This is a genomic window from Halopseudomonas maritima (genome assembly GCF_021545785.1).
Classification (GTDB): Bacteria; Pseudomonadota; Gammaproteobacteria; order Pseudomonadales; family Pseudomonadaceae; genus Halopseudomonas; species Halopseudomonas maritima.
The window spans coordinates 62,317-78,190 of sequence record NZ_CP079801.1; the positions used below are offsets into that span (position 1 = coordinate 62,317).

Annotated in this window: 14 protein-coding genes; 8 read left to right on the forward strand and 6 right to left on the reverse strand. The window is 59.4% G+C overall.

Features of this window, described 5'->3' with window-relative positions:
• Nucleotides 1-240: 240 nt before the first annotated feature.
• From aat to infA, 3 genes are all read left to right on the forward strand, one after another.
• Nucleotides 241-936: a leucyl/phenylalanyl-tRNA--protein transferase gene (gene aat, locus HV822_RS00295; RefSeq protein ID WP_238871697.1), complete on the forward strand. Its 696-nt coding sequence runs from the start codon at nucleotides 241-243 to the stop codon at nucleotides 934-936.
• A 50-nt stretch (nucleotides 937-986) separates the two neighbouring features.
• Nucleotides 987-1,694, forward strand: coding sequence for an arginyltransferase (locus HV822_RS00300; RefSeq protein WP_238871698.1), 708 nt, complete (start codon nucleotides 987-989; stop codon nucleotides 1,692-1,694).
• A gap of 149 nt (nucleotides 1,695-1,843) precedes the next feature.
• Nucleotides 1,844-2,062: a translation initiation factor IF-1 gene (gene infA / locus HV822_RS00305; RefSeq protein ID WP_080050557.1), complete on the forward strand. Its 219-nt coding sequence runs from the start codon at nucleotides 1,844-1,846 to the stop codon at nucleotides 2,060-2,062.
• A 166-nt stretch (nucleotides 2,063-2,228) separates the two neighbouring features.
• Here the strand turns inward: infA and HV822_RS00310 are convergent, their stop codons facing one another.
• Nucleotides 2,229-3,437, reverse strand: coding sequence for an acyl-CoA dehydrogenase (locus HV822_RS00310; RefSeq protein WP_238871699.1), 1,209 nt, complete (start codon nucleotides 3,435-3,437; stop codon nucleotides 2,229-2,231).
• A gap of 167 nt (nucleotides 3,438-3,604) precedes the next feature.
• Here HV822_RS00310 and HV822_RS00315 point away from each other — a divergent pair, with 167 nt between their 5' ends.
• The gene (locus HV822_RS00315) at nucleotides 3,605-4,549 is read left to right on the forward strand and encodes a LysR family transcriptional regulator (RefSeq protein ID WP_238871700.1); all 945 of its coding nucleotides are present in this window, start codon (nucleotides 3,605-3,607) and stop codon (nucleotides 4,547-4,549) included.
• Between the two features lie 121 nt (nucleotides 4,550-4,670).
• Nucleotides 4,671-6,002: an IS4 family transposase gene (locus tag HV822_RS00320; protein WP_396264818.1), complete on the forward strand. Its 1,332-nt coding sequence runs from the start codon at nucleotides 4,671-4,673 to the stop codon at nucleotides 6,000-6,002.
• Between the two features lie 44 nt (nucleotides 6,003-6,046).
• On the opposite strand, the gene HV822_RS00325 is transcribed toward HV822_RS00320, so the two are convergent.
• The 3 genes from HV822_RS00325 to miaE form a co-directional block, all read right to left on the reverse strand.
• Entirely contained in the window at nucleotides 6,047-7,522 is a 1,476-nt protein-coding gene (locus tag HV822_RS00325; RefSeq protein ID WP_238871701.1) for an aminotransferase-like domain-containing protein, read from the reverse strand.
• A 118-nt stretch (nucleotides 7,523-7,640) separates the two neighbouring features.
• Nucleotides 7,641-8,507 carry a substrate-binding periplasmic protein gene (locus HV822_RS00330; RefSeq protein WP_238871702.1) on the reverse strand — a complete coding sequence of 289 codons (867 nt, stop codon included), beginning with the start codon at nucleotides 8,505-8,507 and terminating at the stop codon, nucleotides 7,641-7,643.
• 57 nt (nucleotides 8,508-8,564) lie between these two features.
• Nucleotides 8,565-9,164, reverse strand: coding sequence for a tRNA-(ms[2]io[6]A)-hydroxylase (gene miaE / locus HV822_RS00335; protein WP_238871703.1), 600 nt, complete (start codon nucleotides 9,162-9,164; stop codon nucleotides 8,565-8,567).
• 158 nt (nucleotides 9,165-9,322) lie between these two features.
• Here miaE and HV822_RS00340 point away from each other — a divergent pair, with 158 nt between their 5' ends.
• A complete protein-coding gene (locus HV822_RS00340) occupies nucleotides 9,323-10,183 on the forward strand; it encodes a universal stress protein (RefSeq protein ID WP_238871704.1) in 861 nt (286 codons plus the stop codon).
• Between the two features lie 26 nt (nucleotides 10,184-10,209).
• Here the strand turns inward: HV822_RS00340 and HV822_RS00345 are convergent, their stop codons facing one another.
• A complete protein-coding gene (locus tag HV822_RS00345) occupies nucleotides 10,210-10,656 on the reverse strand; it encodes a DUF1289 domain-containing protein (protein ID WP_238871705.1) in 447 nt (148 codons plus the stop codon).
• 361 nt (nucleotides 10,657-11,017) lie between these two features.
• Between HV822_RS00345 and acnB the strand changes: the two genes are divergently transcribed.
• Nucleotides 11,018-13,612, forward strand: a complete 2,595-nt coding sequence (acnB, locus tag HV822_RS00350) for a bifunctional aconitate hydratase 2/2-methylisocitrate dehydratase (RefSeq protein ID WP_238873657.1) — start codon at nucleotides 11,018-11,020, stop codon at nucleotides 13,610-13,612.
• A gap of 94 nt (nucleotides 13,613-13,706) precedes the next feature.
• On the opposite strand, the gene HV822_RS00355 is transcribed toward acnB, so the two are convergent.
• Entirely contained in the window at nucleotides 13,707-14,315 is a 609-nt protein-coding gene (locus HV822_RS00355) for a TetR/AcrR family transcriptional regulator (RefSeq protein WP_238871706.1), read from the reverse strand.
• 81 nt (nucleotides 14,316-14,396) lie between these two features.
• Between HV822_RS00355 and HV822_RS00360 the strand changes: the two genes are divergently transcribed.
• The gene (locus HV822_RS00360) at nucleotides 14,397-15,872 is read left to right on the forward strand and encodes a flavin-containing monooxygenase (protein ID WP_238871707.1); all 1,476 of its coding nucleotides are present in this window, start codon (nucleotides 14,397-14,399) and stop codon (nucleotides 15,870-15,872) included.
• Nucleotides 15,873-15,874: the final 2 nt, after the last annotated feature.

The window sequence follows — 15,874 nt, forward strand, 5'->3', positions numbered from 1 at the left end:
CCATCACAGGTGAGGCGGCCATTGTACGGCCTGAGTCGACCGAATTCACAACCGCAGTGCACAATACAGAGCAAGCAGACCATCGCCGCGCCGGGTCGTTCCCCGTGAACAGGTCGCTTTATTCATTGGGGACAATAACTTATAACCTGTATCTGATAAACCGTTTGAATAATCGAAGACGTGCTGCCCCATTCCACCCGCCCTGCGGAATCGATCTGCACTTCATGAGCACTCTCGCACATGCCACCACTGACCTGGCTCACCGCTGACAATCAAGACTTTCCCGCCGTGGAGCGCGCTTTTGCCGAGCCCAACGGGCTACTGGCGGCCGGCGGCGATCTGAGGCCGCAGCGCCTGCTTAGCGCCTATCGCCAAGGCATCTTTCCCTGGTTTTCGCCAGGTCAGCCGATCCTATGGTGGAGCCCGGATCCGCGCACCGTGCTGCACCCTTCCGACCTGCACGTCTCGCGCAGCATGCGCAAGCTGATGCGCCAGACCCACCTGCGCGTCGAGTTTGACCGTAACTTTCCCGCGGTTATCGCTGCCTGCGCCGCCCCCAGGCAAGGCGCTAGCGGCACCTGGATTACCGAAACCATGCAGTCGGCCTATATCGCGCTGCACCGGCTTGGTCACGCCCATTGTGTGGAGGTGTATCAGGACGAGCAATTGGTTGGCGGCCTCTATGGGATAGCGCTGGGCCGCGTGTTCTTTGGCGAATCCATGTTCAGCCGGATCGACAACGCCTCCAAGCTAGCCTTTATCACCCTGGTGCAACAGCTGGAACAGTGGGGATTTGAGCTGATCGACTGTCAGATGCCAACCGACCACCTGTTCAGCCTCGGAGCCAGCAGCCTGCCGCGCGCCCAGTTCAGCGCCGAGCTGGCGCGACTATGCCCGGCAGGCGCCCCCTCGGCCTGGGGTGGCACACTGCGTTGACGGCACTGCCTGCGGTCGTATACTCGACAGATTGTTGTCCGGGAGACGTCATGACCGACCTGTCGCAGCTCAAGTTTTATGCCACGCACCCCCACCCTTGCAGCTATCTGCAGGAGGAGCGCGCGACCACGCTGTTTCTGGACCCGCAACAACCGATCGACCTGGATACCTACAGCCACCTCTCCGAGCTGGGGTTTCGGCGCAGTGGCGACCACCTTTACCGTCCTCACTGCAAGCAGTGCAATGCCTGCATTCCGGCACGCATTCCAGCGGCTGCGTTTACCGCCAGTAGCAGCCAAAAGCGCATCATCAAACGCAATAGCGACCTTGAGGTGAGCGAGCTGAAGGCCGAGGCGACCGACGAGATCTATGGGCTGTACGAGCGCTACATCAACGCGCGCCATGCCGACGGCGACATGTTCCCGCCCAGCCGTGAACAGTTCACCTCCTTCCTGGCCAAGGATTGGGAGTTTTGCCGCTTTCATGCCTTCCGCGAGCAAGGCACCCTGGTCGCCATTGCGGTGACCGATCACATGCGCAACGGCCTGTCTGCGGTCTACACCTTCTTTGACCCCGATCAACCGCGGCGCAGTCTGGGCCGCTACGCCATCCTCTGGCAGATCGAAGAAACCAGGCGCTTGGGGCTGGACGCGGTTTATCTGGGCTACTGGATAAAAAACTGCCGAAAAATGAACTACAAGACCGAATACCGCCCGCTGGAGATGCTCGTCAACCAGCGCTGGATTCGTCTGAGCTGAGCTGGCTATACAGCGACACACAGCGCCCCTGAGTACAAAAAATCCCCGTCAAACTTGGCGCTTGCGCTGTTTTCAGGCACAATTGGCCACCTTTTTTGTGGGTACTCTCTGCCACCCACCCGAATTTCACCCCGAGAGGTTGTTGCTTAATGGCAAAAGAAGACAGCATTGAAATGGAAGGCACCATCATCGACACCCTGCCGAACACCATGTTCCGCGTTGAACTGGAAAACGGCCATGTCGTGACTGCCCACATTTCAGGCAAGATGCGTAAAAACTACATCCGCATCCTGACTGGCGACAAGGTACGTGTTGAACTGACCCCCTACGACCTGACCAAAGGTCGCATCACCTACCGCGCCCGCTGACAGTCTATCCCGCCGGGCCCCCTCCCCGCCCGGCCGACTACCCCCACCCAGCCGATCTTACCCATAACCCGAACCTATCGGGTTTTCGCGCTGCCGTCAGCTGACGCGGTTGCGCGCACAAAAAAACCCGCTCTTCAGAGCGGGTTTTTTATCAAGCGACCAGCAATCAGCGGGGCATGTAGCGACCCAGCTCGTGCTTGCCGATAGCGGCGCGGTGCACTTCATCCGGGCCGTCAGCCAGACGCAGGGTGCGCTGCATGGCGTACATGTGTGCCAACGGGAAGTCATCGGACACACCAGCACCACCGTGCATCTGGATAGCGCGGTCAATCACGCTCAGTGCAACGTTAGGTGCAACCACCTTGATCTGCGCAATCTCGCTCTTGGCGACCTTGTTGCCAACGGTATCCATCATGTAAGCCGCGTTCAGGGTCAGCAGACGAGCCTGGTTGATCTCGATGCGCGACTGAGCGATCAGATCGATGTTGCCACCCAGCTGAGCCAGACGCTTGCCAAAGGCCTCACGCTCGACAGAACGCTTGCACATCAGCTCAAGTGCACGCTCGGCGGCACCGATGGAGCGCATGCAGTGGTGGATACGGCCCGGGCCAAGGCGACCTTGAGCGATCTCGAAGCCACGGCCTTCACCCAGCAGCACGTTGCTGTAAGGTACGCGCACGTTTTCCAGCACGACTTCGGCGTGGCCGTGAGGCGCATCGTCATAGCCGAATACCGGCAGCGGGCGAATCACCTTGACGCCAGGGGCGTCCATCGGCACCAGAATCATGGAGTGCTGCTGGTGACGCGGCGCATCAGGATTGGTCAGACCCATGAAGATCATGATCTTGCAGCGCGGGTCGCAGGCGCCGGACGTCCACCACTTGCGGCCGTTAATGACCCACTCGTCACCTTCACGGCGCGCGTTGGCCTGCATGTTGGTGGCGTCGGAGGACGCAACGCCCGGCTCGGTCATACCGAAGCAGGAGCGAATTTCGCCGGCCAGCAGCGGCTTGAGCCACTTTTCTTTGTGCTCTTCGCTACCGTAGCGCACGATAGTTTCCATGTTGCCGGTGTCCGGCGCGCTGCAGTTGAACGCCTCAGAGGCCAGCCCAGAGCGGCCCATCAGCTCGGCCAGCGGGGCGTATTCGAGGTTGGTGAGACCGGCGCCAAGGTCGGACTCAGGCAGGAACAGGTTCCACAGGCCCGCAGCGCGAGCTTTAACCTTCAGCTCTTCGACGATGGCAGTTGGCTGCCAGCGATCCCCTTCGGCGACCTGGTGGTGAAACGTGGCTTCAGCGGGGAATACATGCTCCTGCATGAACGCATCCACACGCTCGCGTAGCTCTTTAACCTTGGGGGAGTATCCGAAATCCATAGTAGTTGCCTTCGTTAGGTTGGGTATCGACGAAGAAAATGCTAGATGACGAATATAGATTTATCTAACCTATTTTTGCCGTGTATTAACATTCATAAGCGATATATACTGCTGCCTCCGCTGAACTGCATGTCTCGATGTGAGGCATTCGACTAAAGGATGATGCGATGAACCTCAGTAAGGTAGATCTGAATCTGTTCATTGTCTTTGATGCCATCTATACCGAGGCAAACCTGACCCGTGCGGGCCAGATTGTCGGCATCACTCAGCCGGCGGTGAGCAACGCCCTTGCCCGCCTGCGCGAAACCTTCAATGACCCGCTGTTTGTGCGCACGGCCCAGGGCATGGTGCCCACACCCATGGCGCAAAACATCATCACGCCGGTGCGTCACGCCCTGCAGCTGCTGCGCGTATCCGTCCAGGAAAGCCGCAGCTTTGTACCCGAGCAGGCCACCAAGACCTATCGCATCAGCATGACCGACCTGACAGAAGCGGTGATCCTGCCGCATCTGGCAGCGCGCATTCGTCGCATGGCGCCAAACATCAATATTGACAGCTTTCTGATCAAGCGCCGCGAGACCACCAAGGAGCTGGCGGCCGGCCGACTGGACTTTGCCATCGACGCGCCCCTTAATACCGACACCCAGGTGCGCCACGTCAAACTGTTTGAAGACCATCACGTATGCGTCATGCGCCCCGGCCACCCGCTGGCCAAGAAAGAGCGCATTACCCTTGATGACTATCTGGCGCAGTCGCACATCCATATCTCCAGCCGTCGCAACGGCCTGGGACACGTGGACCTGGCACTCGGCAAGATGGGCCTGCAGCGTCGCGTGGTACTACGCTCTCAGCACTATCAGATGGCGCCGCTGGTCATGGAGTCGACCGACATGGTGATGACGGTGCATGAGCGCTTTGCCATGCGTCATAACCTGCACGCCGTTGCCCTGCCCATTGACGACGTGCCGCCGATTGAAACCCACCTGTTCTGGCACGAGAGCACAGACCAGGATCCGGCCAACCGCTGGATGCGCGAACAGATTATTGAGTTGTCGCAGAAGCTGGTACGCGACCACCAGAAGAGCAAGGAAGCCTCTCCCCAGGCGCACTAATCAGCCTATCTCCAGACAGTAAAAGGCCCGCTTGATGCGTAATGCTGTTCACTTAAGCATTTGAGTCCATGGCGGGGTTTCTAGAAAATCCGATATCAGTCCTCTGGTATCGGATTTTTTTATGCCCATTCAGCAGCAATTGCTCGACCTCGGCGAGCTCTTCAACTTCTCTGACCTCAGCACCTTCACTCAGAACATCCCTGTTGAATGGGTTGCGAGCGCGCTCAATTTATCGGCGCAAGCCACCATCAGGCGTCGGCGCCTACCCAGTGACCAAGTACTTTGGCTGGTGCTGGGTATGGCCCTGTTTCGCGACGAGCCAGTGCATGAGGTTGCTAGGCGACTGAACATTTGCGCCCAAGGTTTGGCCTCTGATCAGTTGCTGGCTCGAAGCGGCGTAACTGAAGCACGTAAGCGCTTGGGGGCAGATCCGGTTGAGCACCTGTTCCGCCAGACCGCCAAGCAATGGGGATGCGAGCGATACGAAGGCGATGACTGGAAAGGGTTGCAGGTATTCGCGGTGGATGGCGCACTGCTGCGAACCCCCGACTCGCCCGAGTTGAGGGAGCACTTTGGCTCTGGCAACACAGGTACTGAACGCCAAACGCCTTTTCCGATGCTACGGCTCGTTGCCTTGATGAACGTACGCTCACACGTGATCCTGGATGCCCAACTCAGCCCGTATCGCGGCAGCGAAATGCGCTTGGCCGAGACCTTCCTGAGTCAGATTCCGGACAACTCAGTCACATTGTTCGATAAAGGCTTCTGGGGCGCTGATCTGCTGCTAAGCGTGGTGGATGGAGGCAACAATCGGCATTGGCTGACGCCAGCCCGCAAGAACGTCGTGATGGAGGAAGTCGAGCGTTATAGCGAATACGATCGCCGTGTTCGGATGAAAGTCTCACCTCAGGCCCGCAAGCGGAACCCTAGTCTACCTACGCATTGGGAGGTACGAGAGGTCAGCTATAAAAGCCATGGGAACATCAGGTCACTGCTCACCTCGTTGCCAGTCGAGGGCTACAGCGCAAAGGCCGTCGCTGAGCTGTACTTGGAGCGCTGGGAGATTGAACTCGGCTTTCGCGACATCAAAAGCTCGATGCAGCAGAACGCGGTAACACTGCGAAGCAAGAAGGTTGAGCTGGTTTACCAGGAGGTCTGGGGGCTGTTGCTGGCATACAACATCATTCGGCGAGAGGCTAGTCAAGCGGCTGTGGCCTTTGGTCGAGCACCCTCGGACATACGCTTCAAACCGGCCTGTCAGTACATCGCCGTCCAGCTCATCGTCATGGCTGCAGCGAATCCGGTATCGGCAACAGGTAGAAGGCTATCGGAGCTGCGCGGCGGGGTCGGAGGGTTATTTTTGGATCACCGCCCAAGGCCAGCAAGACCAAGGACGGTGAAGATTTCCAAAACCCGCTACCCGGTAAATCGCAAGGCTGCTCCGCTTAAGTGAACAGCATTACGCTTGATGCGGGCCTTTTACTTTAACCTTGACTGCTAACCAGCTGAACCAGAAGCAAACTCCACTTTCAGACCATCTGGCTCAAGCGCGCATTCTGCAACCAGCTGGCGGGCCAGCACCCCCAGCGTCATCACCGCCTGTTCGGTAGCACGATTCCATGGAATACCACAGTTCAGACGCAGGCAGTGGTTGAACTGATCCGAGTTGCTGAACACGATACCCGGCGCAATGCTGATGTTGTGTAGCAACGCGCGGTTAAACAACGTCAGCGTGTCTACGCCGCCTGGCAGGCTGATCCACAAAATGTATCCGCCCCGCGGCCGGGAAATCTGGGTGCCTTCAGGAAAGTACTGCTGCACGGCCAACTGAAACTGGCTGAGGTTTTTGCAGTATTCCTGCCGAATATGCCGCAGGTGCCGGTCGTAGCCGCCGTTTTCCAGATACGCAGCCACGGCCATCTGACTCACACTGCAGGCTGACAGGGTGGTGAAGGTCTGCAACTGCTCGATAGCCTCCTGGTAGCGCCGGGTAATCAACCAGCCGGTGCGCACGCCAGGCGAAATAGTCTTGGAGAAGCTTGAGCAGTAAATCACCGTATCCGAGCAATCAAAGGCCTTGAGCGCCCGCGACTGCCCCTGATCAAACATCAGCTCGCCATAGATATCGTCTTCAATGATCGTCAGCTTGCGCTGGGCCATCATGCTGACCAACTTGCGCTGCCGCGCCTCCGGCATGGTCGCCCCCATCGGGTTGCCGGCACGAGCGGTCAGCACCAGCGCCTTGATCGGCCACTTGTCCAGAGCGCGCTGCAACGCCTCAAGGCTGAGGCCGGTATCCGGGTCGGTGGGAATCTCTATCACCTGCAAATCAAGCAACTGGCACAACTGTACCGTGCCGTAGTAGCTGGGCGACTCGGTGGCAATCAGATCGCCGGGACGGGTTACTGCGCGCAACGCCAACTGCAACGCCTCAACGCATCCATTGGTTATCACCACGTTGGCCGGGTCAACCGCGGCACCGGCGTCGCGCATTCGGATCGCCACCTGGCGACGCAAGGGTTCAAAGCCGGGGCTAAAGGTGTAGCTGAACGCCTTGTGGCTATGAAAGCGCGTCATTTTGCTCATCTGCTGATGCAACGCGCGCAAGGGCAGGTACTCACTGGCCGGCACCGCAGCACCCAGGGGAATAATCCCCTCGCGGCGGGCCTGGGAGAGAATCTCGCTGATGATACTGCTGCGGGTGACAGCGCACGGCGCTTCAACCTTGGCTATCTGCGGCTTAGGCGCAGTCAGTGCAGGGGTTTGATGGACGTAGTAACCAGACTGCGGGCGCGCATGGATGAGCCCCTGATCCTCCAGTGTCGCGTAGGCCTGCAACACGGTAGCGTGGCTGACACCCTTCTGAGTGCTCAACTTGCGCACCGAGGGTACACGCTCGCCCGGCCGGTATACGCCGTTCTGGATGTCTTCAGCCAATTGCTGGGCGATGCGCTGATAAAGCAGACTGGTCATGGCGTACCTCCTGGAGCCTAGAGCGTGAGAGTACCTGCCCTCACTGCATCGGCACAATCACAGATACAGTACAGTTGACCAGTACAGATTAGCAGTGTGCCCTGTGTCTGGCAGCAGATTACTCCGCCAAGGGCGCGTCTGCGCCGCGCTCACCAACCGGGCGAAACGGTGCAGCCCAGATGCCGCGGTACTTGTCGAGCAGTCGAGTACCCTCATTGCGCCGCTGCTGCTCAAGCATCCCCAGCGCCAGGGCCGAGCGCAGCTCAGGGGTGTTGCAGACCGAATTATGTGAGATGGCCAGATACAGCGGCGCATTGATAAACGAGCCTTCCAGGGTATCGAGCTGACCGTCTACGCCCATTTGCTGGGCCAGTGCCAACCCCTGGTAGCGTTCCAGCACCACATAGTCCAGCTCACCCGCCAACAGCTTGCGCAAGGCGGTTTCACCAGAGCTTTCGCGCTGCAGTTGCAGCTGGTCAGCCGCATAGGTGTCAAAGGACAAGCCGAAGCGGCTACCTTGCTGCGCGGCGCCACGCTTACCCTGCAAATCCTGCCAGCCGGTATAAGGAAAAGCTGCACCACGGCGCACAAAGAACACACTCGGCACATCAACTACCGCTGGGTAAACGAAATCCAGCGTACCAAGCAATTCACGGGTCAAAAACACGCCAGCCATGATATCTACCTGTCCGGCCTCCACCGCCTCCAGCGCCTTGGCACGGGAGCCGAGGTCCAGCACCTCGACGGTGACCCCCGAGTTCTGCAGGGCGTTGCCCAGCATTTCAATGGTCACCCCGGTCAGCGGCTGCTCACCACCCTCTGGCGCCCAAATAAGCGGCGGGTAGCCCGGGTTGCCGGTGACCACCACACGTTCGCAGCTGGCCGGTTCAGCCTGCGCACTGGCGGCGGCAAAAAGCGCCGCCAGGCCCAAAGTACAGAGCAGCAACGGCTGACAGAACGAGCGAGCAATGACGAATGGAGGCATGATCAATCCCTGGTAGTAGTCCCATAACTAAAGCGGACTGCAGAACGCGCGTTCGGTTCAGGCGGCCACGCCACTGTGGAAGCGAAACTCCGTGTCGTCAGCCAGAATAGCCTGCTGTTCGGCCTCGGCAAAACGGGCAATATGCTGATCAATCGGACCGTCCGCGTAGGCAGTCGCCAGGCGCAGATAGTCCTGATAATGCCGCGCCTCGGACTTCAGCAAAGACCGGTAGAAATCACCCAGCTCGGCATCGAGGTGCGGTGCCAGTTTGGCAAAGCGCTCGCAAGAGCGCGCCTCGATAAAGGCACCCACAATCAGCGTATCAACCAGCCGCCCCGGCTCGCTGGTGCGTACATGCTCACGCAGGCGCTGAGCGTATTGGCTGGCGGACAGACCGCGATAGCGAATCCCGCGCTTTTGCATGATCGCGGTGACCTGCTCAAAGTGGCGCAACTCCTCGCGCGCAAGGCGAGACATCTTCTGCAGCAGGTCAGGCTTGTCGACATAGCGAAACATCAGCATCAGCGCAGTTGATGCCGCTTTTTTTTCGCAATTGGCGTGATCTATCAGCAGCTCTTGCGGATGGGCCAGAGCCTGTTCGATCCAGGCATCAGGCGTGCGACAAGGCAAAAAGGCAAGGAGTTCGTCGGGCAGCATCGGGTCTTTTCACTGGTGGTTACAACAACGGGCAAGAGTATACCTTTTGAGCCCTGCATCCACAGCTCGAATAGACCTGAATCAACACAAACCGGATAAAAAGCAACTACATTGAAGTGAACGGGCAAGATTGCCTTCTGCACAACAGGGAGAAAGCCATGCAAGCCGTGAAACGCATTCTAGTTGTTATCGATCCCAGCCAGGAGGAGCAGGTTGCGCTGAACCGCGCCAGCCTCATCGCGGGCTTTATCGAATGCGAGCTGCACCTGCTGGTTTGTGAAAACCGCGAAGACTACAGTGATCTGCTGGCACGCCTGCGGGTTGAGCAAGACGCCAAGGGCATCCGCTGCAGCGTGACCCAGGACTGGCACCACAACGCAACCGATACCATCTGCCGCGCCGTGGCCCGCGAAGGGTGTGACCTGGTGGTTAAGCAGCACCGCCCGGACAACCCGCTGCGCAAGGCGCTGCTGACGCCGGATGACTGGAAGCTGCTGCGCTACTGCCCTGCCCCGGTGCTGATGGTGAAAAACAGCGCCAGCTGGATCAAAGGGTCAGTGCTGGCGGCAGTGGATGTCGGCAACCACGATGACCAGCATCACGTACTGCACGACACCATCGTCAGCCACGCCGCCGATATCGTTGAAATGATTGATGGCGACCTGCACCTGGTCACCGCCCACCCGGCCCCCATGCTGTCAGCAGCCGACCCCGCGTTTCAGCTCAAGGAGAGCATCGCCGCCGAGTACCGCACCCGGGCGGAGCCGTACGCCAAACTGTACGACATTGATGCCCAGCACCTGCATATCGACGAGGGCCCAGCAGACACCCTGGTTCCGCAGATTGCCAACCGCATCGGAGCCAGCGTGACCATTATTGGCACAGTGGGCCGCAAGGGTATCGCCGGGGCGCTGATCGGCAACACCGCCGAGGTTGTGCTGGATCAGGTTGACAGCGACATCCTGGTGCTCAAACCGGAGGACACGCTCACGCACCTGGAGGCGCTACTGGAAAAATAGCTGACGCGCCGCCGGGAGGCCCTATCTCAGGGCACCCGGCGGTCGTAATAGGCTTTGGATAACTCAAAGAAGGCCTGATCCAGGTTGTCCCGGACCTGCTTCAGGCTTGAGCCGTGCCAAAGGGGTTGCAGCCGCAGACCGGCATCTTCAAGGCCACCCTCGGCCAGGCGCGGCAACAGGCGCCAGACCTTGATGCACACAGGCATGCGAGGGTCGGTGGGCACCTTCAAGCGCTTAAGCTGTTCTTCAAGCGCCCAGACCGACACCAGCTCAAAGCGGCTCCAGAGCAATTGCTCAAGCAGCTGTTCCAGGCGCTTCCACACCGCCGCACGCTGGCTGGGCCCATAACGATTCCAGTCAATAATTTCATGACTGAAACGTTTGCAGCCGCGACAGACAAGGTCACCAAAGACTGTGGAGCACAACCCGATGCAGGGCGTTTTACTGGTGTAGGGGTCTGAATCGGAGGACATGCGGCAGTGCTCGACGACAAATGCAGCATGATAGACCAGTCGCCGCCCGATCCCAAGACGACCAAGGCACATCTGCCTCACCGGGGATACAGCTTAACTTTGCCCTCGGCATCCTGTAGAATCAGCCCGCCGTTAGGGCTGTGCTTCAGGCGTTCGCCCGCAACCCGTTACGTATCTGCCAACCCAGTTACCCAGGTTGCCCCCCACCAGAACGGGTCAGCGCTTGCACACAGTCTTATTGCCGGCACGCCAGGGAAGCACTGAATAGCTCCCTTATCCAAGATGATTATTCAGTGCTTCCCGGAGTCCGAGAGGATTACCGTTCCGCCACAAGCGGGACAGACTGATGAGGGTAATAACTGTGCTTGAAGCCTATCGCAAACACGTTGAAGAGCGCGCCGCTCAGGGCGTCGTGCCCCAGCCGCTGAACGCCGAACAAACCGCTGGTCTGGTAGACCTGCTGAAAAACCCGCCGGCGGGTGAAGAAGAGTTTCTGCTTGATCTGCTGACCAACCGCGTCCCCCCGGGGGTAGACGAGGCTGCCTACGTCAAGGCCGGCTTCCTCTCCGCCATCGCCAAGGGCGAAGCAACCTCCCCGCTGCTGAACAAGAAGCGTGCTGTCGAGCTGCTGGGCACCATGCAGGGCGGCTACAACATCGCCACGCTGGTTGAGCTGCTGGATGATGCAGAGCTGGCTGAAACCTCCGCCAATGAACTGAAGCACACCCTGCTGATGTTCGATGCCTTCCACGACGTAGCTGAAAAAGCCAAGGCTGGTAATGCCAATGCCAAGGCTGTCATGCAGTCCTGGGCTGATGGCGAGTGGTTCGTCAAGAAGCCTGCTGTAGCTGAAAAACTGAGCCTGACCGTCTTCAAAGTCCCTGGCGAAACCAACACCGACGACCTGTCCCCGGCGCCTGACGCCTGGTCGCGCCCCGACATCCCGCTGCACGCCCTGGCCATGCTGAAAATGGCCCGCGACGGCATCGAGCCGGTTGAGCCGGGTGCCGTTGGCCCGCTCAAGCAGATTGAAGAAGTAAACAGCAAGGGCTTCCCGGTTGCTTATGTGGGTGACGTTGTAGGTACTGGCTCGTCCCGTAAGTCTGCCACCAACTCCGTACTGTGGTTCTTCGGTGACGACATTCCTTACGTTCCGAACAAGCGCGGCGGTGGCTTCTGCTTCGGCACCAAGATCGCACCTATCTTCTACAACACCATGGAAGACGCTGGCGCGCTGCCGATCGAATTCGACTGCACCGACCTGAACATGGGCGACGTCATCGACGTTTACCCCTACGAAGGCAAAGTCTGCAAGCACGGCACTGACGACGTCATCACCACCTTTGAGCTGAAGACTCAAGTGCTGCTGGACGAAGTGCGCGCTGGCGGCCGTATCCCGCTGATCATCGGCCGTGGCCTGACCGAGAAGGCTCGCGCTGAGCTGGGTCTGGGCGCTTCCGACCTGTTCCGCAAGCCCGAGCAACCGGCCGACACTGGCAAGGGTTACACCCTGGCCCAGAAGATGGTTGGTAAAGCCTGTGGCGTTGAAGGCATCCGCCCCGGCACCTACTGTGAGCCGAAGATGACCACCGTGGGCTCCCAGGACACCACTGGCCCGATGACCCGCGACGAGCTGAAAGACCTGGCGTGCCTGGGCTTCTCCGCTGACCTGGTGATGCAGTCCTTCTGCCACACTGCGGCCTATCCGAAGCCGATCGACGTAACCACTCACCACACCCTGCCCGACTTCATCCACAACCGTGGTGGTGTTGCGCTGCGTCCGGGTGACGGCATCATCCACAGCTGGCTGAACCGTATGCTGCTGCCTGATACCGTTGGTACCGGTGGTGACTCGCACACCCGTTTCCCGATGGGCATCTCCTTCCCGGCCGGTTCTGGCCTGGTTGCCTTCGCAGCGGCCACCGGCGTTATGCCGCTGGACATGCCGGAATCCGTTCTGGTTCGCTTCAAAGGCAAGATGCAACCCGGTATCACCCTGCGTGACCTGGTACATGCCATCCCCTACTACGCCATTCAGCAAGGCCTGCTGACTGTCGAGAAGAAAGGCAAGAAGAACATCTTCTCCGGCCGTATTCTCGAAATCGAAGGCCTGGAGAACCTGACCGCAGAGCAAGCCTTCGAGCTGTCCGATGCCTCTGCCGAGCGCTCCGCCGCCGGCTGTACCATCAAGCTGAGCGAAGACTCTGTTGCCGAGTACCTGAAGTCCAACATCGTCCTGCTGCGCTGGATGATTGCCAACGGCTATCAGGACCCGCGCACCCTAGAGCGCCGCGCCAAGGCGATGGAAGAGTGGCTGGCCAACCCGAGCCTGATGCAGGCCGACGCCGACGCCGAATACGCCGCCGTGATCGAGATCGATCTGGCCGACGTCAAGGAGCCGGTACTGTGCGCCCCGAACGATCCGGACGATGCCCGTCTGCTGTCCACCGTACAGGGCGAGAAGATCGACGAAGTCTTCATCGGCTCCTGCATGACCAACATCGGTCACTTCCGCGCGGCCGGTAAGCTGCTGGAGAAGAACAAGGGCTCCATCCCGACTCGTCTGTGGCTGGCTCCGCCGACCAAGATGGATCAGTACCAGCTGACCGAAGAAGGCTACTACGGCATCTACGGCAAAGCTGGCGCGCGCATGGAAATGCCGGGCTGCTCGCTGTGCATGGGTAACCAGGCACGTGTTGCTGCCAAGTCCACCGTTGTCTCCACCTCCACGCGGAACTTCCCGAACCGTCTGGGTGATGGCGCTGACGTGTTCCTGGCATCCGCCGAGCTGGCATCGGTTGCGTCCATCTTGGGCCGCCTGCCGAGCGTTGAAGAGTACATGGGCTACGCTGCCGATCTGGACAGCATGGCCAGCGATGTCTATCGCTACATGAACTTCAACGAAATCGAGTCCTACCAGAAAGCCGCTGCGTCCATCCCGGTCGAGCAGCTCTGATAGCTGACGCGTAAGAAAAACCCCGCCTGGTGCGGGGTTTTTTTATGCCTTTATGCCTCTGGTTTCCGCTGCGCGCACTCTGTCTCGCACGCATTCAGTTCAGCAGTGACGCACCCAGTTTGAGCGCGGTATCGGTTACCTGCTCGACCGACTGGGCGTAGCCGCTGGCCATCCAGTACAACGCAATATGAACCACCCCGCCGAGAATGCCGGCCTGCAGCATTTCATCAAAATGCTCTCCAGGCTGCGCCAGCGCGCGTGTCATATCTTCACTGCTGGCCTTGAGCGCCTGATCGATTGCCTCGTCGACTGCCGGGCTGATGCCGCGAATGTCGACAAACAGCAAGCGAGCCTCGCGCGGGTTATCCCGCAGGTACTTGAAATAGGCATGCAACATGGCCCGACTGCGTGCCAGCATGTCGCTACCTGCTGCCTCGGCGGCGGCCATATTGACCTCACGCACCTTGCGCGCGGCCTGTTCGTAGCAGGCAATCAGCAGCTCATCGCTGTGACTGAACGACTCGTAGAAATAGCGCTGCGTCAAGCCGGCAGCGTCGCAGACCTGTTTAACGCCGGAATGCCGGTAACCATTTTCACCATAGATGCGCGTTGCCGCATCGATAAGCTGCTGGCGGCGCAAGGCGCGGCGTTCTTCGGTAGATGAACCGCGATAACGCCGTTTGACTGAGGGAGCTGTATTCATGCAATGAATTCGGACAATAGGAATTGCCAAAGGGTATATGACAATCTAGATTGTCACCAGTACCCACACGAGGGAAGCACCATGCAAAAACAACAACAAGCATTTGAACCCGTCCCGCTCGATGTACTGATCATCGGTGCCGGCCTCTCAGGAATTGGCGCAGCACACCAGCTCAGCAGCCAGTGCCCGGACAAGCGCTACCTGATTCTCGAACGCCGCCAGGCCATCGGCGGCACTTGGGACCTGTTCCGCTACCCCGGCATCCGCTCCGACTCGGACATGTATACCCTCAGCTACAGCTTCAAACCCTGGGCCAACGCCAAGGCCATCGCCGACGGACCGGATATCAAGAAGTACATCGAAGAGATGGCCGAGGAGTCCGGCGCGGTTCATAACATTCGCTTCCAACGCAAGGTGGTCTCCGCCAGCTGGTCCAGTGACAAGGCACGCTGGACAGTGCAGGCAGTAGCCACTGACGCCGATGGCAAAGAGGTTGAAGAAACCTACGAAGCGCGCTTTCTGCTGTCCTGCTCGGGTTATTACAGCTATGACGAGGGCTACCGCCCGCGCTTCCCCAATGAGGAGAGCTTTGGCGGCCAGATCGTCCACCCGCAATTCTGGCCAGAAGACCTGGATTACCGCGGCAAGCGCGTGGTGGTGATCGGTAGCGGCGCAACCGCCGTGACCCTGGTACCAGCCATGACCGAGCAGGCGGCGCACGTGACCATGTTGCAGCGCTCGCCCAGCTATGTGGTGGCCAGACCATTGCGCGACGGCCTGGCCCATTCACTGCAGAAGTGGCTGCCGCTGCCGGCCGCCCACGGGCTGACCCGCTGGAAAAACGTGTTGCTGACCTCCTTTTTCTATCGAATGGCGCGAAACCGTCCGGAGCAGTTCAAGGAGCGCGTGTTGCACATGGTCCAGACGCAGATCGGCAACAACGTAGACATGAAGCACTTTACGCCCAGCTACAAGCCCTGGGACCAGCGTCTGTGCGCCGTGCCCGATGGTGATCTTTTCCATGCCGTACGCGCCGGGCAGGCCAGCGTTGTTACCGACACCATCGACAGCTTCACTGAAAACGGCATTCGCCTGAGCAGCGGCGAGGAGTTGCCCGCAGACATTATTGTCACCGCGACCGGACTGAAGCTGAACGCGATGGGCGACGTCAGCGTGTCCGTAGACGGGCAGCCCATGGCCTTTGGCGAACGCATGTCCTACAAGGGCATGATGCTCAGCGACGTGCCCAACATGCTGGTGACCTTTGGCTACACCAACGCCTCATGGACACTGAAGGCAGAGCTGACCGCCAACTACACCTGTCGCCTGCTGCGCTATATGGATCGCAACGACTTCCGCATCGCGGTAGTACGCCGCGACGCCTCGGTACAGGAACAACCCTTCCTTGATTTCAGCTCCGGGTACGTGCAGCGCGGTGCCAGCGTGCTGCCCAAGCAGGGAGACCGCGCGCCCTGGCAGGTTCATCAGAATTATCTGAAAGACAAGCTCATCATCCAATACGGTCGTATCGACGACGGCGTCATGCAATTTCAATAACA